The sequence below is a fragment of the Bradyrhizobium yuanmingense genome (assembly GCF_029167105.1).
Classification (GTDB): domain Bacteria; phylum Pseudomonadota; class Alphaproteobacteria; order Rhizobiales; family Xanthobacteraceae; genus Bradyrhizobium; species Bradyrhizobium yuanmingense_A.
The window spans coordinates 76,885-94,498 of the sequence record NZ_JARFML010000029.1 but is presented as its reverse complement, the minus strand read 5'-3'; the positions used below and the strand labels follow the sequence as shown (position 1 = coordinate 94,498).

Sequence of the window (17,614 nt, the reverse complement as noted above, 5' to 3'; positions counted from 1 at the left end):
GGCCCAACCCCGAGGACGGAAACCGCCATGCCAGCCTATCGCTCCCGCACCACCACCCACGGCCGCAACATGGCGGGCGCCCGCGGCCTCTGGCGCGCGACGGGCATGAAGGACGCCGATTTCGGCAAGCCGATCATCGCGGTGGTCAATTCCTTCACCCAGTTCGTGCCCGGCCACGTTCATCTCAAGGACCTCGGCCAGCTGGTGGCACGCGAGATCGAGCAGGCCGGCGGCGTCGCCAAGGAGTTCAACACCATCGCGGTCGACGATGGCATCGCCATGGGCCATGACGGCATGCTCTACAGCCTGCCGTCGCGCGAGCTGATCGCGGACAGCGTCGAATACATGGCCAACGCGCATTGCGCCGACGGCCTCGTCTGCATCTCCAACTGCGACAAGATCACGCCCGGCATGCTGATGGCCGCGCTCAGGCTCAACATCCCCGCCGTGTTCGTCTCGGGCGGGCCGATGGAGGCCGGCAAGGTCAAGCTGGCCGGCAAGACCAAGGCCGTCGACCTCATCGATGCCATGGTGGCCGCGGCCGATAGCAAGGTCAGCGACGAGGACGTCAAGGTGATCGAGCGCTCAGCGTGCCCGACTTGCGGCTCCTGCTCGGGCATGTTCACCGCCAATTCCATGAACTGCCTGACCGAGGCGCTCGGCCTCGCGCTGCCCGGCAACGGCTCGGTGGTCGCGACCCATGCCGACCGCAAGCGCCTGTTCGTCGAGGCCGGCCACACCATCGTCGATCTCGTGCGCCGTTATTACGAGCAGGACGACGCCTCCGTGCTGCCGCGCAACATCGCGAATTTCAAGGCGTTCGAGAACGCGATGACGCTCGACATCGCTATGGGCGGTTCGACCAACACCGTGCTGCATCTGCTTGCCGCGGCCCATGAGGGGCAGGTCGCGTTCACCATGAAGGATATCGACCGGCTCTCGCGTCGCGTGCCCGTGCTCTGCAAGGTCGCGCCCTCAGTCGCCGACGTCCATGTCGAGGATGTGCACCGTGCCGGCGGCATCATGGGCATCCTCGGCGAGCTGGATCGCGCCGGGCTGATCGACACCTCTGTTGCGACCGTGCACGCGGCGACCATGAACGAGGCGCTGGAGCGCTGGGACATCAAGCGCACCAAGAGCGAGACGGTGCGCACCTTCTATCGCGCCTCGCCAGGCGGCATCCCGACGCAAGTCGCCTTCAGCCAGGAACGCCGCTACGACGAGCTCGATGCCGACCGCGAGAAGGGCGTGGTGCGCGATCTCGCGCATGCCTTCAGCAAGGACGGCGGCCTCGCGGTGCTCTACGGCAATCTCGCGCAGGACGGCTGCATCGTGAAGACCGCCGGTGTCGATGCCTCGATCCTGAAATTCTCCGGTCCCGCGCGCGTGTTCGAGAGCCAGGACGCCGCCGTCGACGGCATCCTGGGCGGCAAGGTCGTCGCCGGCGAGGTCGTGGTCATCATCTATGAAGGCCCGCGCGGCGGCCCCGGCATGCAGGAGATGCTGTATCCGACCAGCTATCTGAAATCGATGGGCCTCGGCAAAGCCTGTGCGCTCGTCACCGACGGCCGCTTCTCCGGCGGCTCCTCCGGCCTGTCGATCGGCCATCTGTCGCCGGAGGCCGCCGAAGGCGGCAACATCGGCCTGGTGCGGACCGGCGACATCATCGCCATCGACATCCCGAACCGCAGCATCAGCCTGGAAGTCTCCGACGAGGAGCTCGCCAGGCGCCGCGCTGCGGAGGAAGCAAAGGGCGATGCCGCCTGGCAGGCGCAAGGTCGCAAGCGCAACGTCTCGACCGCGCTGCAGGCCTACGCCGCGCTCACCACCAGCGCCGCGCGCGGTGCGGTGCGCGAGGTCAAGCGGCGTCCGAAGTAGGCGGCATCGGCGCCACAGGGCTGGATCGGCGATCTTCGGAACGCCTCGCGGCTCCGTGCGACCACCCCGCCGTTGCAGGAAGTAGCCGGAACGGAAATTGGGAAGGAACGGCCCCCGCCTCCCCAGGGGCGTGGGGCTGGTTGGGGTGGGGAGCGGGAGCCGTTTGCGCAGTGGGCACCCGACGTGCGGGCTCGCCCGCCAGGCATCATCATCTTAGTGCATTATCCACATTTTGCTATTTAATTCGTATTAATTGTGTTTTTATTTTTTATTTAATCGTGCCATCCTAAGAAAAATCGCCCAAATCCATTTTTCCGAATCCGGCCGAGGCGGTCGCCGTATCGAGATTCGTCCGCAAAGGTCCGGATTGCCAATAGCGGAGTTAGCCATGAGTCATTCTCCATCACTCGTGCCGCACATCACGACAGACCGGGACGTCTATCTCGTGCTCGATGATTTCGGCCGCCGGCTGGGCCGAGCTTGGTGCGAGACGGCCGAGGAGGACGCCAATCGCGCGACCCTGCTCAGACATCTTGCCGAAGGGCAGTATCTCCATCCGGCACGTATCGTGGCCTTCAATACCGCGGAGGGATGGTCGCGCGATGCCACCGCTGAAATCGCCGATGAGCTGCGCCGCCGCTTCGTCGAGCTCGAGGAGACCGATCCCTCGCTGTTGGAGTTTCTGGACAGAGCAGCGAGGCGTTGAAAGGTCGAACATCGAACGCGGATGAACGCTGCAAATCATGCTCGAACGAGTACCGTGGCGATGCCCGATCGCGCACTCGCTGTCATGCGCAACCCCGCGCAAACATCCCGCGAGTTAATGCGCGTGGTCAATGAGTTCTTACCGCCCCGCCGCGATCGGTCGTTCGCATTAAGGATGCCCCGACGAAGTTCGGCAAGGCAAGGTTTTGCGCCGTATACTCCCGCGACCTTCGCAGATCCATTTCGGGCAACTGGGGCACCACCGCAATGTCTCGTACTCTCGCTGTCGTTTTCTCAACGGCCGTCGCCGCCATTTCCATGACGGGCGCAGCCTCCGCCGGCTGCTACAATTGCTACACGCCGCCGCCGTGCACCACCTGCTATCAGCAGCAATATGTGCCGCCGCAATACCGCACCGTCGACGAGACCGTGATGGTCTCGCCGGGCGCCGTGGTCGCGCACCGCACGCCGGCGCAGTACCGCACCGTGATGGTGCCGCAGACCGTGATGGTCGCGCCGCCCAGCGTCCAGTACGAGCGCATCCCGCCGCAATACGCCACCCGCCAGCGCGTCGAGATGGTCTCGCCCGGCTATTCCTATTACGCCCCCGTGCAGATGAACTGCGCGTCCTGCGGCTACTGAGGCCAGGCAAGATAACGGTTTCGACCGGCGCTCCCGCGGGGCGCCGTTTGCTCTTGGGGCAAGCGCAAAACGAGGCCCGGGTATGGAGACCAATCCAACCGGGCCTCGCAACCAGCGACGCCCTGGGAGATGTCGCCAGTGTCTGCGGATTTGCGAAGGCACAGCCTAGGCGAACAGGCTGACACTCGCCTGACAGGGAGCCGGAGGTGAGGGCGGGCCAACTTCGCGTTGCCTTGCGCGGGCGACTGGGCTAAGCGACAGCCATTCCAGGCTCAGGAAGGGTGGCCGAGTGGTTTAAGGCACCGGTCTTGAAAACCGGCGTGCCCGCAAGGGTACCGTGGGTTCGAATCCCACCCCTTCCGCCAAAATATCAGCAAAATCAATTACTTAGCTCTTATGAATCACCCCAGCGCACAAACGAACGTACAATTGATGCGGACTTGGTTGTGGCCGCGGGCGTCGTCGTTTTCTGGACGGCAATCGCCGTGCGATGGTTAATTCAAGCCCGCCGCAAGCGATAGCTTTCGCTTCGTTTGACTCTGGAGAGCGGCACGTGTGGATGGCGGCATGCCTCGCCCAAAACGCCACACACCAACGCATGCAGACGGCCGGCCGCTGAAGATCACCTTCGGCGAGATGCGCGAGATGGGTTTGCGCGGGATCGTTTGCCCTTTCCTTGCGGATATCCTGGCTTCCTGCCACTGCGGCCACAACGTCGCGCTACAGGCCGATCGATGGCCCGACGATATGCGCCTGTCCGATATCGAGCCGCGCTTCGTTTGCGCCGGTTGCGGCAGCCGCGGAGCCGATGTCAGGCCGGACTTCGAGAGCGGCAGACCACCGCAATTTGCGAGCTCGAAACGAAAAGAGGTCACACCAACTGAGGCGGCCTTACTTCTTACCGGTCATGCGATCTAACAACGCGCGCAGTCGGGCGATAAATCTGTCTATCCAGGCGTCACGCTCTAGCTGGGAATCGGATTGTCGATCAAATTGATCGCGGCACGAGGGACGCCCTTTCTCGGAATCCATTTTGGGCCCTCCGACAAGGTGTGGTGCCTTGGGACTTAACTCAGGGTTGATAATATGGTTCCGGAAACTGAAGGCAAAGGTGTTTAAAAACCGGTCACCGTGATCTCCGCGATGCGGACAATCTGTCCGCATCAATCTGCCTCGCCTCGGTCAGTTCGATCCACCGCGCAATCTCCGAACGAACTCCGTAGTTCTCCATGAACTCGGAGATTTCCTTGGGGAGCCGGTTAGCCATTGGAAATCACCCGCGGCTTGAATGTCGGGACCGTGCGAGGCGCGGGTTCCTCGCCGTTGTCAATGCGCAGACAGGTGAGGGTGGCCCATTGCACATAGGTCAGTTCATCTTGCGGCGCAGCTTCTGGATAAGCTCTCGGAGGTCGTCAGCGTACTCCTCAATGATCCGCCGCGCCTCCTCCAGTCGGGAGGGCTTGGCTTCCTCAATCGGCTTTGGTTTGTCGGGATCGGGCATGCTACAGAGTTCCGCCGCCACGGTTTGGCGGCTTGAGCTAGATCAAGCAACTGAGGCGGCCTTAATCGTCCCAAACGACTTCCCCGCACGCGCACTTGTAGATGCAAGTGTGAGCTTTCTTTTTGGGGTCCCACACCTTCTCAATGACCCTGAGAGGCCTGTTGCACTTCGGGCAGCGGAGCTGAGATTTTGGCGGATCGTCGGTGGGCATGGGCACGTCTCTCGCTATGAGACGCAGACAAGCCCAGTTCGGTTCCGCTAGCAAACTAGGACACCGCATCAACTTCGGACAGTACGCAAAGCCGCATAAAAACGTTCTCAGAACCGAGAACAGAGGCCCGCCAGCGTGAACCGGCGGGCCGAGGGGAACTAAGCCGGGATGGTGTCTACCATCCGTTGAATATCCCGAAGGAGTGATGCCACCACCGGCTCTGGATCGCTTCCATCGACGCCGTCGAAACCTTCGCCGTCAATCTCCAGGCATCTGAGCTTCGCTCTGAGGCCCTCAACAGTTGTGGCTGAAGCTTCGCAGAGCGCTTTCCGTGCCTTGAAGCACGCCGCACTGGCCCTCTTCATCTCGCGCTCTGCCTTGACGAAGCCGCGTGGGCGCTTGTTGTACCAAGCGTCCCAGGCCGCGACGATTTCCTCGCCTCGGGCCTTCAACTCCTCCGACGCCGGGACGCGCCGCTGGGTGAGTACCATGCAGTCGGCAGTCTCATGCCTTTCAGTCTGCCAACCGTCCAAGGACTTCCATTGACCGATGTCGCACGGCCGATACCAATACTCGTCTGACGCCTCGAACAACTCCAGCTTCTTGCCCAGCTCGAAGTCCCGCGGCCGGATACGCAGAACCTCGGGCGGGTTCACGTGCGCCGACCGGCGGTCAAGCGCGATCGCCGCGTCGGAATAGCGCCGCTCTGCCGCGAGGTAGGCGTCGACAAGCTCAAACACCCTCGCGTCTGGGTGCCTGCTCGCTGGCGCCTCCACTATCTTGGTAGGCAGCGGAGCTGCGGCCAAGGGCAGCGAGACGATTGCGTTCATGAAAAACCTCCTGCTGATCTGCGCCCCGTTCGAGGGAATCCCTCCGGCTGGCGTTGGTTCGCACTCGTTTTTGACTCCCTGTCCCGCGTCGGGAGGGCTGGCTGGAATCAGTGGAGGTGAGGAAAATTGACCGGCGCCTGGGGCGCTGGTGGGTCGGTTGGTCATGGGATACCCCGCGGAGTAAAGCCGGCTTCTCAGGGCCGGGCGCCAGCGGCGGGCTGGCACCGGGAGGCTGAGAACATGTCCGCGAGAACATGCGCCACGACCTTTCCCGAAGGTCTTGTATAGCCGTGGCACTCCCGGCATAATGAGCCGGTCGCCGCCCACGGCAAATGGGCGCGGTACTATTTCAGCGGACAAGGAAGCCCGGCAAGGCTCTTGGCCCGCCTATCGCGGATGAAGCGCTATCCCCGGCAAGGGACCGCTTCGGGAGTTCTCAGGCTCCGCGACTATCCCACCACTGATTTGGTTAAAAATCCACCCCCCCCCACCGGGGTGATCCGTATTCTTACCTTAGAGCGAACTATTGATCTCGCGCACCGGTTGCGCTTGGATAGCGCTGTTCTTTGGGGGATACTCTTATGCGTTTTTTTGCTCTGGCGGCCCTTGCGGCCGCCCTTGGCGGTTGTGCTTCTAGCTCACAGGACATCTCCGCTACGTACGTTTCACCTGTGATGTATCAAAATCATACCTGCCAGCAGCTTGCGATGGAGGCTCAAGCAGTCTCCGCTAGAGCCGCAACATTATCTGGCGCGCAGGACAGTCAGCGAACCAAGGACACAGTCGCGACAACGGCGGCGGTCATCATTTTCTGGCCAGCGGCGTTCTTGGTCGGCGGAGACAAGCAGACAGCGGCAGAACTCGGGCAGATGAAGGGGCAGCTCAATGCAATTGAGCAAGCCTCAATCATGAAAAAGTGCAACATCCAATTTCAGGGCAAGCCTGAGGGCGCGCCCAAGGCGTGATTTTGAAATACGAAATTGCTCTGGGGGCATTGCTGGCATCAGCCTTTTGGCTGTTCGCGGCTATTCTGGCGGGCGCACCATCGATAGTCGTCCTGAAGGACTTTGCCGGCCCGGTTGCCACTGTCTTTGCAGCTAGCGTTGCCGGGTGGGTAGCTTACACCCTCGGCCGTGCCCAGGTGGCTGTTGCTGAGCGCACTTGGCAGACTTCAAACGAAAAGATCGTGCTCGATCTGTTCGACAAGCGGCTCGCGACCTTTGAGGACATTCGCGGTGTCATCGGTGAGGCTGTTCGAGAGGGAAAGGTCACTGACGATTTATATAACCGGTACTGTCGCGCAATCGATCGGGTGCCATACTTCTTTGGCGAAGAGGTGCAGGACTATTTGGAATCGATTCGACTGCATTTGATCGAGCTGCAGCATGCGCAATCCGCTATCGAGTACGAGCAAGGTGCTGAGCGACAAAAAATGGTCGTAAAGCGATCTGAGCACTTCATGGCCGTTGCACGCTTCTACATAAAATCTCCACCGCTTTTCGCGGCCTACATGAAGGCGCACCAGAAAGCGTAGCATGGTCAGGATTTCGTTGATCGGCAGCTTCCGATCTCCAGTCGTGATTGTCGGTCCACTTGCCTTCAAGTTCGCAAAGAACGACCGCGGACGCGCCTGCAATCTGTATGAAGCAGATCTGTATCGCAAATCGAATGATGCTCGCCGGGCTCTGCTATGCCCGACCCTTTGGGTATCGCCGAAAGGTAAAGTTCTGATTATGCGGGCGGCCGAGCCTCTATCTGAAGAGATGACCGACGAAGAGCTCGATGAAGCCTTCAAGGCGTGGGACTATGGACCGGGTGAAGATAGCTGCCCGTTCGAATCGCAAGCTCGCAATTGGGGATGGTTGAAGGGGCGAAAGGTTGCTCTCGATTATTCAACCCCCGCCTTGGACGACGACAATTGCTGAGGGAATTAATGCCTCACGACTCCACCCGGCGCAGGCTCCTCAGCCGCGGCCACCTGGTCGAAGGCCATCCCGATCAGCCGCTGCGCCATGTCGTGCAGCAGCTCGGCGTCATCGTCGCCGCGAGCGAAGCAGACAGCAGCTGCGGCATGCAGAGCCCGCCCGCAGGCGGGCAGCCCTGCCAGGGTGAGCTTGGGCGCATCCGCGACCAACTGAGCCACCTCGGCACTGGTCTGGCTGTCCAGGCCCACAGAGGCGACCTCGACAAGACGACGCTCAAGCAACAGGGCCGTTTGCCCTACGTCGGGGATTGCAGCAGGCATTGTTCTTGATCCTCTGTCATGAGCCGCTGATGGATGCGCCGTAGCTCTTCCGCGCCGTCTTCCCAGGGCTTGCCGATGAAGCGAGCCCAGCGCCGGATGGTGGCGACCTCGTCCGCAGTCAGTCCCGGCGTGTCGATGCGAACAGCGCATTCCGAGACCATGTCCTTGTGCTCGATCATGGCCGCGCACCACTCCGGTGACCCCGGTGCTGGAGGCGCCGCCTCGGTCCGCTCCAACGCAGCCTGTGCTGCTGCCCGTTCGCCCTCATTGGAGCTTTCAAGCAGCTTCGCGATTTTCTGCCGGCGTGTGAGCATCGGTTGCCCTCGCTACAAGTTCCTGGATGCGGTGATCCCGCAGAAGCACGGGGGCAGCCCCGGAGATTACGGCCTCAACCTCTGTATCGCTGAAGCCGACGCTGGCGAGAGCCTGAGGAATGGCATCGGCGCCGCTGATGCCCGTAGCGCGCTGGGCAATCTTCAGACAGACCGGGCTCGAAAGGTTGAGCGGCGTCGGAGTGTCCCATAGGTGCTTCAGCTCGTCCCGCGTGCCGCCAAAGCCCTCGACCATTGAGACAACGCGCTCCATATCGCCGGCCGACCAATCCGGCCGTAGCGCCTCGAATGCCTCGACTTCAGCCGCACATTCCGCGTTCCAGGCGTCAACCGCTTCCTTAGCGGCCTGTTCGTAAGGCTGTCTGAGGCCCAACGCATAGCCGTAAACTGCCTGAAAATCAGGATTCTTCACTACTTCCATATCGTCCATGCCGTTGAACATTGGCAGCGCACGATCGATGAAATCGAGCAGCGCAGCATGACTCTGCGCTTCCCGTCCCATCGCGGAAACCCGCGCTTGTCGCAACTCGGAAAGATCCGCAAAGGGCTGCTCAATCTGCCTCGCGGCCTCCCTGACTGTAACCTCCGCCTTCTTTGCCTTCCGCTCAGCCGGCGCCTTGCCAGCGACACGCTCCGACAGGACAGTGGCGGCATCATCAAGCGATAGCCACTTGCCTTTCGGGCTGGATACTAGGGCCGTAGACGTTCCGGTCTCTTCAGCAAATACAGGAGCAAGCCGCTCGGCCGCCTGCGTGAGTGTTAGCGCTGTTGACATCAGATGTTGCCTCGAAATGTACGGAATGCGGCGTGGCTGGAGTCGTTGAGAAACCGCTTGATGTACTTCCGATCGCGCTGCTTCATCGGCTCAGCCAGTTTGTCGAAGAACAGATTGAGCGGGAGACGAGCGACCACCTTGCCGTCTCCGAAACGTTGCCCAAGGGAGTTGTTGAAGTCCTCGGCGTTCGCCGCGAGCAGATCGTCAACCGGCGTCTCGGTTTTCACCACCCACGCGTTGCCGATGTCCATGAAGTAGGTGACCGTGCCGTCATCATCGCGCGAGAGGATTTTCCAGTCTTCCATTGCTTGCTCCGTCGAGATGGAGCGGCCCGAAGGCCGCCCCAGGTCGCGTTTACTGGTCCGCCATCGTTGGCACGGTTGCGGAAACGACGTGACCGACAACGTTCCAGTTGGTGCCGTTTGCACATTCGACGCGAATGCGCGTTCCAACGTCCGGCGTTACCACCGTGAGCTTGGAATTGGAGTTGCCGTCACTGCGAACAGGCACGAGCTCGTCCGTGCCGGCGCCCGCGTCGGTGTCCATGTGCAGAACACCGCCTCGGTAGTAGTTGGTGTCAGAGCCGGTCGTGATGATCCAATTCTGAGCATCAGCCGCCGCGCCGATATAGGCGAACTCAAACCAAAGCCCGGTTGCGGGCGTCGGCAGAGTGAACGTGCAGGTCGCGGTTAGGTCCGGGATGTAGTGGATCAGGCCAGAGTTGTCCGGATCAACAGTGTAGGTTGCCGCATCAGCAACCGAGATAGGAAAGTGAGTAACAGGCATGTCTTGTCCCTCTTAGGTGCTGGCGGTCAGGCCGAAGGTGTCAGCAATGACGGTTGAGGCTTGCTCGTTCTTCATGACCAGGCAGAACTCGGTCACGACAGCGCGCTTTTCGGCGTCGCCAGTCTTCGCAAGCTTCTCCGTCTGCATCGCGCGGAACACGCCGCGAGCGACGTAATCCGGGTCAATGACCAGGACGTTGCGAGAGGCGGAGGCGTTGAGCATCACGCGGTTCGGCACCACGGCCAGCTCGCCGAAATCGGACAGATACATATCCGCCGCGGCGACGATTGCAGTTTTCTTGCCGTTCGCCGCGGAGCGCTGCTGCGCCACGTTGCTGTCCGACATGAAGGTGGAGAACACCCGCTTGTTGTACGGGGAGACCATCACCGTGGTCGGATTGCCGCCCGCGTTGTAGCAAGTCGAAATTGCGGTATCGAGCATGGTCTTGTTGAACGCGCGCTGGGTGCCGTTGGTGGCCGCGGTCACAAGGCCAGTACCCGAGTTGAAGCCGCCAGAGGAGCCGCCAGAGCCTCGCAGGCCGTTGGTGGAGGTTGCGGAGGTGATCCAGGCCGGGAAGCCAGCCGAGACGCGGCCCGTAGTCGAGCTGCCGGCCGACGAAGCAACGTTAGAGACCAGCGAAAGCTCAACGTCCTTCTTGATCTCAGCGCCCATCTTGGCGAGCTGGTAGCCCAATTCCGACTTGCGGCCGGCTTTGTCTGCCTTCTCCTGGGAGTTGGAGACGATCAGCGTATCGCTTGCGATTTGGGTGAAGTTCTGCACGCGAACGGTCGGGGGCTTGGTCTGGAAGGCGTAGTCGTCGCCCTCGACCTGGGCATTTGCAGCCGGCGCGCGAAGCGTGTCGGTCTGCCAGTCATGACGAGTTGCGGAGACCGGGACAGAGCCGATCAGTGACACAAACGGGGTGTCCTTCGGCGAGATGTTGTAGACAACATCCTCCAGGTCTTCGCGGTTACCTACACGATCGTAGGTCTGCAACGTTCCGGAAACGACAGTCATTGTCAGTCTTTCATGCGTTGGGCGAGGATCGCTGCTGCGTCTTCCATTCGCCCGCTGTTTGAAAATTGCTCGAATTTCGTTCGCGCGACGCGGTCGGACCTAGCGGCCCTGTCCATGCGTCTGTTGCTCGTCAGCACGGGCGCTGCTGCAACCTTTTCCTTGACCCTGGGCATCGATTTGATAGCCCGCTGGTATCGGGTAAGGTCGCGAACAATCCGGAAGTTTCGCCAATCGTTGAGCATGGTGTTCAGCTCCTCTGCCGAGCAGCCGTATTCCGCCATGGTGTCGATTGCCTCTTCCTGGAAACGTCGGGCTTCTTTCGCGTTCGCCAATTCCGGCATGTGCTCAAGCAGCTTTTCTTGCTGCTGTTGCCGCGCCAACAATTGCCGATGCAAAAGGTCGCGCCCTTCGGCGTCGCGTGCTGCCTTCGCAGCCTCGAGTTCATTCCGAGCGGCTTGTTGGACCTGCGCAATGAGGCCCATCTTCAATTCGTATTCCGCCTGTTGGTCTTTCCAGAGCTGGGGGTCGGCATCGACCAAGCTGGGGTCGGGTTGCTGAGGCAGCAGGACGGCGGCGATCAAATCCAGCGTTTGGAGCAGTTCTGCTGCCAGGCTGGAATGACGGTTAGTCTGTGCGCGAACGTCCTCAAAGCGAGCCCGCTCTTCAGCGAGGGCCTGGGTTTTCGCGGTAAACGTCTTGCGGCTGATGTAGCCGCGCTTCAGTTCACGCAATGAAAGCTCAGTGCCGTCCTTGAGCTTGACGTTGGTGTCATCGCTCAGTGCCGGCGCGGCTTCCTTCTTTTCCATAACGGCGGGCGTGCGGTGTTCAACCGGGCCTGCATCGTCGTGAAAATCTGACGACAAGACTTCCGCCGCGGCTGCGACGGTCAACTCGGTAGATCCAGCATTGACGGGCGCTTCTGCGCGGGCGTCGGCTTGCATTTACCTATCCTCTAAACGGTCCAAAAGGGCGGCAAGGGGAAGGAGACACCCCTTGCGCGCCAGTCATGGACCTCGACCTGGGACGGAGATCCCACGCCAAGCTCTGAAAATCTAAACAACCCATGCCGCATCAGGAGCGACGTAGTTCGTGCGCTCCCTCCCTGCCAAGGCGAGGCGCGCTGCAATCCGCAATGCGGTCTCCCCCGGTTGCAGCACATACGAAGTCCGCTCGCCTTCAAGCGGTATGCCCTTCGCGTCGATCAAAGTGACCGTGACGCCGTCAAACGTGTAGTGCACGGGCATCACTTCGCCCGGGTCGCCCGTCTCCTCGTTCGGAGCGCGCGTTTGCGCCAGCGTCGAAAATCGAGCAGCACGCGGCTTGCGCGGTTTCGGCTGCTTGCTTGCGCTGTGCGCCTTGAGCTTCGCGGTCCAGCTCATCGGATCAGATGATCCTCAGGAGCTTGTTTAGAATGATGGTCGGCTGAACGATGCCGAAGGCTGTACTTGTGCCGCCCTGCGCAGTGCCGGTGAAAGTGAAGCTAGAGAAGCTCGTCAGGTTCGTGCTGCGCGAGCCACCAGAATTAACGATGTTGGTAACCACTTCGCGCGTGCTGGGGCCGGTGACCTGGTCGTAAGTCCATTGAATGTTGAGCTGACCGCCGCTGATCGTGCCCGCCGGGGTGTACGGAGGCAGGTTGGCCGTAACCAGGCTGCGCGACTGAGCGCCGCCGGCATCGCCCAAGCTATCAATTCCGGCCACGGCATCCGTCAGGCGATTGGCCGGCGTGCCCCCCATCCCGTCAGCCCCAGCAACGACGCGTCCGCGGAGATCCGGGATGTTGAACGTGGTCGATCCGTCTCCGCTTCCGTAGGTGGTAGAGACCATCGCAAAATAAGCGCTGTAGGTCGTGCGGCTGATCGCCTGCCCATAGGGCAGCACAAAGGAACTGTTCGGCGCAGTCGTGCCGGTGAAGTCGATCAAGCCCCCAAGAGGCACCGTGTACGGATTACTGTAGAAACCTTGAATATAGAATACCTGGTCCGAATTGTTGTAGAGCGCCACATAGGGCGTGCCCTGCACCAGAACACCAGCGTGCAATTCAACAGACGGAGCAGAACGGAGCGGCTTTGCGCCAAGGCCATCAACATTGAGCGTCACCGTGGCGCCGTTGGTGGTGTGTGGAGTAAAGGCGACAACCTGACCGTTGAGACGGGCAAGGGTGTCAAAGCTCTGATAGGTCGTCACAGTGAGGGCCGTAGACGTACCGCCGGTTACAATCGCGCCCGCGATGTCGTCGCGCCACTTGGCGGTGGAGGCCATCATAGCCCGCGCGCTGTCGTTCACGCTGCTGGGCGCCATTCCCTCCGGCCACTGGACGGGGGGATCAAAGGTCGCGTTGTTCGCCGCAGTCTGCGACCACCATGCAACTCCGGTCACTACGCGTACTCCTGGCACTTGGGCACGGTCGGATAGACGCGGACAACCCGGTCACCGTCGAGCCTCAAGGGCAGCGGCTTCAGCCTCCAGTGCGTGGCAGGATTGAACGGGCCGGGCTCGTCTACATTTTCCACCGGAAGCCACTCGCCGCCGCGATCGTCCTTGGTCGGTTTGAAGCTGGTCGCGATCAGCTCGCCGTCGATAACCAAGCAGTATTGCTGAGGGTCCACGGGAAAGCCCTCAGAGGCCAGCGCAGCGTCTGCAATTGATCGCAGGTAGGCAGAGACAGTCAGGCCCTTGCGCTCGGCAGCGGCCTTTAGAAGCTCCTCGCGGGCATATCGAAACTCGGGCATTACGTTGCTCCAAAGCGCCGGCCAGTTGCCAGCCCACCAATCCCGCCTGCGATGGCAGGTATGAGCCGTCCCGCGCTGCTGAAATTGTGAAGACCAGCGCCGATCCGGTCGCCGAATGTGGGTTGTCGGTACAGATCGCCGCCGCCGATCCTGGGCATTGAGTAGTCGCCCATTGGAATGGCGGGCGCTGGCTGAGCGGCGCCTGCATTGTCGCTGACGCCAAACGCACCGAGGATTGATCCGCCATTGCCGATGCTCTGCAAGCCAGAGCTGAGCCGGCCAAGGAAGCCAGAAGGGGTTAAGCCATCGTCATAGGCAGCAGCGCTGCCGATCCGAGGCATGGAGTAATCACCAACCTGTGCTGACCCGGCGGGTCGGAGGAAGTCGAGAAGTCCAGGCATCAGCGGGCGTGCGCTCCGTTCAAATCAGTCACCGAGAATGTAGGGCAGTCGCCCGACACTAGCCACGTGTTTTGTACGTAGGATTGTACGCTGATAGACGTTGCTGGAATTTATCTTTGTTTTCAGCCTAAGACCGAGCCATGAGGCAGAAGACGTTTCCGCCGGAAGCGAGATGTCCAAGCCTCGGACAACTTCAAGGTCCAGGCCACGGACCTTGAGACATTCCGCCTTCGGCGGCTGGCTTCGCCAGCATCTGCCGGGGTTGGTTACATAGTTACGTTACGTTTACATCTCGGTTACGCGTAACCGCAGGGTCTAGGTGGTTACGCTTTTACGTTACGGTCCGCCACCCTATAGGGGCGGACGTAACCGTAAAGCGTAACGCCCTCGCGCGCGCGTAGTTGTTCCGGTTGGACGCGCTGGCAGCCGAATTATCGCAATCTGCGAAAGATCACGCTCGACGACGATAAGCCCATTGCCGGCAAGCTCCCGAGCAATACTCGGCATCTGATCGCCTTGGCTTGAAGGGGATCTTGCAGACAACGCAAGGCTTCAGCTCGCGTTGCTCTTGCTGGCGCTTCCGCTGCACTCGCTTCCGGCATCGCTCCGAACAATGCTGGCGATCCCATCGCGTGTTGTGCCTGATCTCGACTCCGCAGCCAGGACAGGTCAGCCGACGTGTGCAGGAGTCTCGCCAGAGACCTCGCGGGGTGCAGTCCTCGCAGGCTGGGAATATCTGGCGGCTGAAGTGGTGATCGAAAGCCATGTACAGGACCGATGCCGGCAGAAGGCATCGGAGGCAATGGCCGGGCTCTGGTGCGTATCTGTTCATCGGTTACGGATAGGCGGGCGTGTCAACTTGGGCCACCCGTTTATCCGTCACTCCGCCTTATTCACAGGTCGGCTGATCTTCCAGCCCCGTTGCTGCATCAGCTCCAGCGCGGCCCGAACCTGCATGTCCGATAGCTGGCAGAGCGGCGTGTGAGCCTGGAGCATCCGTGCGAGCTCGCCCAGATCCGTCTCAGTCAGCATCCGGCGGCCCCCAGATAGTGGCGTCTCAAAGCCGCCTCGATGATCCCGAACACGGCTTCCGGCATCTCATCCGATGGCGCGATCTGTTCGATCAGCTCCGAGACTCGAGTTATTCGAGCCCATGCCTCTGGCGTTAGGTCCGCTGGCGGCTGTGCCGGCTGATAGGTGAGCTGGGGTGGTGGCCCTGCCGGCTGCCTTGGCAATGGCTGGTCTTCCGGGTCGTCGTCGGCCACCTCGCCAGCGCGGGGGACGCCCGTGTTGATGATGGTGTGCCGGTCTACGCTTCTCGTCCTGCCGTCCACCGAGCGCATCAGGTCAGCCACTGAGGCGTCCGCACCATCGCTGATGTCAAAGCCAATCCGGACGCTCTTGGCGCCCTTGTCGCGGGCCTCCTGTGCGGCCTTCTCGATCGCTGCGTCGTACTCTGGTGTATCTTTCGGAATCAGCGTCCCGTCCTCCCTGAGCATCGGATGGACGATCACGCGGATTGAGTCTTGCCAGCGGAAGGCGCCGCCAGCCTGGACGCCAACCAACTCGATTTTGTTGACGCTCTCGCCTTCTTGGACGTTCTGGCCTAGCAGCTCCATCTTGTCGCCGTAGCGCTTGGGGAAGAGGCGGGCCGCGGTCCACTTCAGGCTGTCCACCTTGAGCCGATCGCGCTGCACCTTGGCGTGGTTGGCAACGGCGGATGTCTTGCCGTCCTTTTGGTCCAGGATCACGTCCCCGGACTCGTCAAAGGCGACATTCAGGATTTGTTCGGCGTAGAAGTCCATCAGGGCTTCGCGGGCCTCGGCAAACCGCTTCCGAAACTCCGGATTGGTCGCGAGCCATCGATAGATGGTGGTGCGGCCGGGCATGTTCTCGTCGGCGCAGATCTTCAAGAGGCCCTTGCCGTTCACCATCTGGTCGCAGATCGCGTCAACCACTTCCGGGCTATATTCAGTCGGCCTAACCATTGTTCGCCCTCCAAATGCCGGCGTATTCACGCACAAGGCCCTTATCGCGGAGCTGCCCCCTCGTGTTCGTGAGGGTGGCCGGGCGCTTCACTCCGATGCCCACTTCTCGCGTTTTGGTGTTCCAATCCTCCATTGAGAGGCCGCTCGGCCCGGCATCGCGGAGAATGCGATACATTGCTTCCTGCGTTTCGCTCAGCCGCTTCTCAGGTTTCGGCGCAACTTGCGCCGAAACCTCTTCCGCGCTCACAATGTTGACGGTGATCGGGTCGCCTTCGTCATCGACGCCAAACTGATGCGTCTCCGACTTGAACGAGAACAGGGGGCCTACCGGCATATCGTTGGCCTTGGTGACCGTCGCGGTTTTGATGGTGTCGCCGCTGATCTCCACCATCACGTCAACGTCGCCAAGGATGGCGTTGGAGCCTCTGGCGCCGCGGCTCTCATCCTTGCCGGTGTGGCCGATCAGGGCAACGTGCGGGTTGCCGTTCTCGTCCTTGATGCGCTGGACATTGGCAAAGACCGCCCCTTGATCCTTGGCGCTGTTCTCGTCCTTGCCGCCGGCAGCAATCAGCTTGGCGAACGTGTCAAAAATCAACAGGCGAGGGGGCATTCCGTAGTTGTCGCGGAAAACAAAGATCGTATCACTAATGTCCTTGATGCAAGCTTCATTCGTCAGATCGATGGTGCTGCGGCAGATGGCTATTGCCATGTCCGCCGCGTGCTCCTGGGTGTAGCCTAAACGCTCGCAATGGGCAGCAAGGCGACGCTGTACGAGATCGGCGCGCTCCAGGGCGAAGTAGAGCACAGGGTCGCAGTGATAGACCTTGCGACCGTGCCAAGGCAGTTGATTGGCGACGCAGACGCACAGCTCTGCCATCAGGGCGGACTTCATCCCGCCAGGTGGCGCAATCCACGCTGAGGTTTCGCCGCGCGCAAGCAGCCCTTTCACAATCCAGCTCTTCGGCTTCGGCTTCACGGTCATTTCGTGAAGTAGCTGGATTGGATATTTTAGCTTGTCTCGACGCCGCTTTGCTTCGGCCTCGATTTGACGCATCTCAGCGTCAAACTTGGCCTCCGCCTCCTTAGAGGGCCACGGGTCAGGAAATTCGGCGCGCGGCTTCGGCATCTCGATTTCGCCGATGTAGTTGCCGGCGTTGTCGTATGCACCAAGGTCTTCCGGCTGATGCTCACTCATTCGCACCTCATCAGCTCGGGATAAACAAGATCTAGGGCGCCCATTTCCTCCAGCTTGGCGTCGAGCTCTGCCGTCGTCATGGTGCCGTTCTTAACGGCAAGGCCCATCACCTTGGTTTCATGCGCGAGCCATTGCGCGCGGCTATACAGGAAGCGCAGCCCGGCAAGCTGTAGCTGCTTGCGGATCTCCGGATCGCTGACAATGAGATGGTCACGGGTGAACGTTCGTTCGTGCCTCATCGTGCGGGCCTCCACGTTGTGCGGCGCCGTTTCCGCTCAACTATTGGAGAGACGGGCTTGCCGAAGACGATCGCGGCGAGCTGATATGCAAACGCGCGCTCTGCCATCGGATCAGCTTGAATTGGGGGCAGGTAGGC

24 protein-coding genes and 1 tRNA gene are annotated in these 17,614 nt (G+C 61.1%); 8 read left to right on the top strand and 17 right to left on the bottom strand.

Annotation, left to right across the window (positions count from 1 at the left end; genetic code table 11):
• Positions 1-27 precede the first annotated feature (27 nt).
• The 5 genes from ilvD to P0R31_RS30295 all read left to right on the top strand — a co-directional run bounded on the left by ilvD (position 28) and on the right by P0R31_RS30295 (position 4,143).
• Positions 28-1,878, top strand: a complete 1,851-nt coding sequence (ilvD, locus tag P0R31_RS30315; RefSeq protein ID WP_275518153.1) for a dihydroxy-acid dehydratase — start codon at positions 28-30, stop codon at positions 1,876-1,878.
• 388 nt (positions 1,879-2,266) lie between these two features.
• Complete coding sequence (locus tag P0R31_RS30310; protein ID WP_275518147.1) at positions 2,267-2,584, top strand: hypothetical protein; 318 nt, start codon at positions 2,267-2,269, stop codon at positions 2,582-2,584.
• A 317-nt stretch (positions 2,585-2,901) separates the two neighbouring features.
• Complete coding sequence (locus P0R31_RS30305; protein ID WP_197954537.1) at positions 2,902-3,225, top strand: hypothetical protein; 324 nt, start codon at positions 2,902-2,904, stop codon at positions 3,223-3,225.
• A 275-nt stretch (positions 3,226-3,500) separates the two neighbouring features.
• Positions 3,501-3,590: transfer RNA gene (locus P0R31_RS30300), tRNA-Ser, on the top strand.
• A 202-nt stretch (positions 3,591-3,792) separates the two neighbouring features.
• The gene (locus P0R31_RS30295) at positions 3,793-4,143 is read left to right on the top strand and encodes a hypothetical protein (protein WP_275518144.1); all 351 of its coding nucleotides are present in this window, start codon (positions 3,793-3,795) and stop codon (positions 4,141-4,143) included.
• Positions 4,144-4,591: 448 nt separating this feature from the next.
• Here P0R31_RS30295 and P0R31_RS30290 read toward each other — a convergent pair whose 3' ends face one another.
• Together P0R31_RS30290 and P0R31_RS30285 are read right to left on the bottom strand one after the other, a co-directional pair.
• Positions 4,592-4,726: a hypothetical protein gene (locus P0R31_RS30290; RefSeq protein ID WP_275518142.1), complete on the bottom strand. Its 135-nt coding sequence runs from the start codon at positions 4,724-4,726 to the stop codon at positions 4,592-4,594.
• A gap of 369 nt (positions 4,727-5,095) precedes the next feature.
• On the bottom strand, positions 5,096-5,767 hold the full coding sequence (locus tag P0R31_RS30285; protein WP_275518140.1) for a hypothetical protein: 672 nt from the start codon (positions 5,765-5,767) through the stop codon (positions 5,096-5,098).
• Between the two features lie 581 nt (positions 5,768-6,348).
• Between P0R31_RS30285 and P0R31_RS30280 the strand changes: the two genes are divergently transcribed.
• Genes P0R31_RS30280 through P0R31_RS30270 form a run of 3 tightly spaced genes read left to right on the top strand, consistent with a single transcriptional unit; the run spans position 6,349 to position 7,692 of the window.
• On the top strand, positions 6,349-6,732 hold the full coding sequence (locus P0R31_RS30280) for a hypothetical protein (RefSeq protein ID WP_275518138.1): 384 nt from the start codon (positions 6,349-6,351) through the stop codon (positions 6,730-6,732).
• A 2-nt stretch (positions 6,733-6,734) separates the two neighbouring features.
• The gene (locus P0R31_RS30275) at positions 6,735-7,301 is read left to right on the top strand and encodes a hypothetical protein (RefSeq protein ID WP_275518136.1); all 567 of its coding nucleotides are present in this window, start codon (positions 6,735-6,737) and stop codon (positions 7,299-7,301) included.
• Position 7,302: 1 nt separating this feature from the next.
• Positions 7,303-7,692: a hypothetical protein gene (locus P0R31_RS30270; RefSeq protein ID WP_275518134.1), complete on the top strand. Its 390-nt coding sequence runs from the start codon at positions 7,303-7,305 to the stop codon at positions 7,690-7,692.
• Between the two features lie 5 nt (positions 7,693-7,697).
• Here P0R31_RS30270 and P0R31_RS30265 read toward each other — a convergent pair whose 3' ends face one another.
• The 15 genes from P0R31_RS30265 to P0R31_RS30195 all read right to left on the bottom strand — a co-directional run bounded on the left by P0R31_RS30265 (position 7,698) and on the right by P0R31_RS30195 (position 17,477).
• Complete coding sequence (locus P0R31_RS30265; protein WP_275518132.1) at positions 7,698-8,012, bottom strand: hypothetical protein; 315 nt, start codon at positions 8,010-8,012, stop codon at positions 7,698-7,700.
• Positions 7,988-8,326 (bottom strand): hypothetical protein, encoded by a 339-nt coding sequence (locus tag P0R31_RS30260; RefSeq protein ID WP_275518131.1) that lies wholly within the window; start codon positions 8,324-8,326, stop codon positions 7,988-7,990. The genes P0R31_RS30265 and P0R31_RS30260 overlap by 25 nt, the downstream gene beginning before the upstream one ends.
• Positions 8,289-9,119 (bottom strand): hypothetical protein, encoded by an 831-nt coding sequence (locus P0R31_RS30255; protein WP_275518129.1) that lies wholly within the window; start codon positions 9,117-9,119, stop codon positions 8,289-8,291. The genes P0R31_RS30260 and P0R31_RS30255 overlap by 38 nt, the downstream gene beginning before the upstream one ends.
• Complete coding sequence (locus tag P0R31_RS30250) at positions 9,119-9,424, bottom strand: hypothetical protein (RefSeq protein ID WP_275518128.1); 306 nt, start codon at positions 9,422-9,424, stop codon at positions 9,119-9,121. The genes P0R31_RS30255 and P0R31_RS30250 overlap by 1 nt, the downstream gene beginning before the upstream one ends.
• Before the next feature lie 49 nt (positions 9,425-9,473).
• Positions 9,474-9,905 carry a hypothetical protein gene (locus tag P0R31_RS30245; RefSeq protein WP_275518126.1) on the bottom strand — a complete coding sequence of 144 codons (432 nt, stop codon included), beginning with the start codon at positions 9,903-9,905 and terminating at the stop codon, positions 9,474-9,476.
• 12 nt (positions 9,906-9,917) lie between these two features.
• Entirely contained in the window at positions 9,918-10,901 is a 984-nt protein-coding gene (locus P0R31_RS30240) for a DUF5309 domain-containing protein (protein ID WP_275518125.1), read from the bottom strand.
• Positions 10,902-10,924: 23 nt separating this feature from the next.
• A complete protein-coding gene (locus tag P0R31_RS30235) occupies positions 10,925-11,863 on the bottom strand; it encodes a hypothetical protein (RefSeq protein WP_275518124.1) in 939 nt (312 codons plus the stop codon).
• A 111-nt stretch (positions 11,864-11,974) separates the two neighbouring features.
• Positions 11,975-12,301, bottom strand: coding sequence for a hypothetical protein (locus P0R31_RS30230; RefSeq protein ID WP_275518123.1), 327 nt, complete (start codon positions 12,299-12,301; stop codon positions 11,975-11,977).
• 4 nt (positions 12,302-12,305) lie between these two features.
• Positions 12,306-13,223 (bottom strand): phage tail protein, encoded by a 918-nt coding sequence (locus tag P0R31_RS30225; RefSeq protein WP_275518122.1) that lies wholly within the window; start codon positions 13,221-13,223, stop codon positions 12,306-12,308.
• 77 nt (positions 13,224-13,300) lie between these two features.
• The gene (locus tag P0R31_RS30220) at positions 13,301-13,654 is read right to left on the bottom strand and encodes a hypothetical protein (protein WP_275518121.1); all 354 of its coding nucleotides are present in this window, start codon (positions 13,652-13,654) and stop codon (positions 13,301-13,303) included.
• On the bottom strand, positions 13,654-13,995 hold the full coding sequence (locus tag P0R31_RS30215; protein ID WP_275518119.1) for a hypothetical protein: 342 nt from the start codon (positions 13,993-13,995) through the stop codon (positions 13,654-13,656). The genes P0R31_RS30220 and P0R31_RS30215 overlap by 1 nt, the downstream gene beginning before the upstream one ends.
• Positions 13,996-14,934: 939 nt before the next feature.
• A complete protein-coding gene (locus P0R31_RS30210; protein WP_275518118.1) occupies positions 14,935-15,087 on the bottom strand; it encodes a hypothetical protein in 153 nt (50 codons plus the stop codon).
• Positions 15,081-16,043, bottom strand: a complete 963-nt coding sequence (locus P0R31_RS30205; protein WP_275518117.1) for a hypothetical protein — start codon at positions 16,041-16,043, stop codon at positions 15,081-15,083. Before P0R31_RS30205 ends, P0R31_RS30210 begins: the two co-directional genes overlap by 7 nt.
• Positions 16,036-17,238 carry an AAA family ATPase gene (locus P0R31_RS30200; RefSeq protein WP_275518116.1) on the bottom strand — a complete coding sequence of 401 codons (1,203 nt, stop codon included), beginning with the start codon at positions 17,236-17,238 and terminating at the stop codon, positions 16,036-16,038. The genes P0R31_RS30205 and P0R31_RS30200 overlap by 8 nt, the downstream gene beginning before the upstream one ends.
• A complete protein-coding gene (locus tag P0R31_RS30195; protein ID WP_275518115.1) occupies positions 17,235-17,477 on the bottom strand; it encodes a hypothetical protein in 243 nt (80 codons plus the stop codon). Before P0R31_RS30195 ends, P0R31_RS30200 begins: the two co-directional genes overlap by 4 nt.
• Between the last annotated feature and the right edge of the window lie 137 nt (positions 17,478-17,614).

Excerpts from the sequence above, each read along its gene's own strand:
- ilvD (WP_275518153.1), top strand. The coding sequence starts at position 28 with ATGCCAGCCTATCGCTCCCGCACCACCACCCACGGCCGCAACATGGCG.
- P0R31_RS30310 (WP_275518147.1), top strand. The coding sequence starts at position 2,267 with ATGAGTCATTCTCCATCACTCGTGCCGCACATCACGACAGACCGGGAC.
- P0R31_RS30305 (WP_197954537.1), top strand. The coding sequence starts at position 2,902 with ATGACGGGCGCAGCCTCCGCCGGCTGCTACAATTGCTACACGCCGCCG.
- P0R31_RS30295 (WP_275518144.1), top strand. The coding sequence starts at position 3,793 with ATGCCTCGCCCAAAACGCCACACACCAACGCATGCAGACGGCCGGCCG.
- P0R31_RS30290 (WP_275518142.1), bottom strand. The coding sequence starts at position 4,726 with ATGCCCGATCCCGACAAACCAAAGCCGATTGAGGAAGCCAAGCCCTCC.
- P0R31_RS30285 (WP_275518140.1), bottom strand. The coding sequence starts at position 5,767 with ATGAACGCAATCGTCTCGCTGCCCTTGGCCGCAGCTCCGCTGCCTACC.
- P0R31_RS30280 (WP_275518138.1), top strand. The coding sequence starts at position 6,349 with ATGCGTTTTTTTGCTCTGGCGGCCCTTGCGGCCGCCCTTGGCGGTTGT.
- P0R31_RS30270 (WP_275518134.1), top strand. The coding sequence starts at position 7,303 with ATGGTCAGGATTTCGTTGATCGGCAGCTTCCGATCTCCAGTCGTGATT.
- P0R31_RS30265 (WP_275518132.1), bottom strand. The coding sequence starts at position 8,012 with ATGCCTGCTGCAATCCCCGACGTAGGGCAAACGGCCCTGTTGCTTGAG.
- P0R31_RS30260 (WP_275518131.1), bottom strand. The coding sequence starts at position 8,326 with ATGCTCACACGCCGGCAGAAAATCGCGAAGCTGCTTGAAAGCTCCAAT.
- P0R31_RS30255 (WP_275518129.1), bottom strand. The coding sequence starts at position 9,119 with ATGTCAACAGCGCTAACACTCACGCAGGCGGCCGAGCGGCTTGCTCCT.
- P0R31_RS30250 (WP_275518128.1), bottom strand. The coding sequence starts at position 9,424 with ATGGAAGACTGGAAAATCCTCTCGCGCGATGATGACGGCACGGTCACC.
- P0R31_RS30245 (WP_275518126.1), bottom strand. The coding sequence starts at position 9,905 with ATGCCTGTTACTCACTTTCCTATCTCGGTTGCTGATGCGGCAACCTAC.
- P0R31_RS30235 (WP_275518124.1), bottom strand. The coding sequence starts at position 11,863 with ATGCAAGCCGACGCCCGCGCAGAAGCGCCCGTCAATGCTGGATCTACC.
- P0R31_RS30230 (WP_275518123.1), bottom strand. The coding sequence starts at position 12,301 with ATGAGCTGGACCGCGAAGCTCAAGGCGCACAGCGCAAGCAAGCAGCCG.
- P0R31_RS30225 (WP_275518122.1), bottom strand. The coding sequence starts at position 13,223 with ATGGCGCCCAGCAGCGTGAACGACAGCGCGCGGGCTATGATGGCCTCC.
- P0R31_RS30220 (WP_275518121.1), bottom strand. The coding sequence starts at position 13,654 with ATGCCCGAGTTTCGATATGCCCGCGAGGAGCTTCTAAAGGCCGCTGCC.
- P0R31_RS30215 (WP_275518119.1), bottom strand. The coding sequence starts at position 13,995 with ATGCCTCGGATCGGCAGCGCTGCTGCCTATGACGATGGCTTAACCCCT.
- P0R31_RS30210 (WP_275518118.1), bottom strand. The coding sequence starts at position 15,087 with ATGCTGACTGAGACGGATCTGGGCGAGCTCGCACGGATGCTCCAGGCT.
- P0R31_RS30205 (WP_275518117.1), bottom strand. The coding sequence starts at position 16,043 with ATGGTTAGGCCGACTGAATATAGCCCGGAAGTGGTTGACGCGATCTGC.
- P0R31_RS30200 (WP_275518116.1), bottom strand. The coding sequence starts at position 17,238 with ATGAGTGAGCATCAGCCGGAAGACCTTGGTGCATACGACAACGCCGGC.
- P0R31_RS30195 (WP_275518115.1), bottom strand. The coding sequence starts at position 17,477 with ATGAGGCACGAACGAACGTTCACCCGTGACCATCTCATTGTCAGCGAT.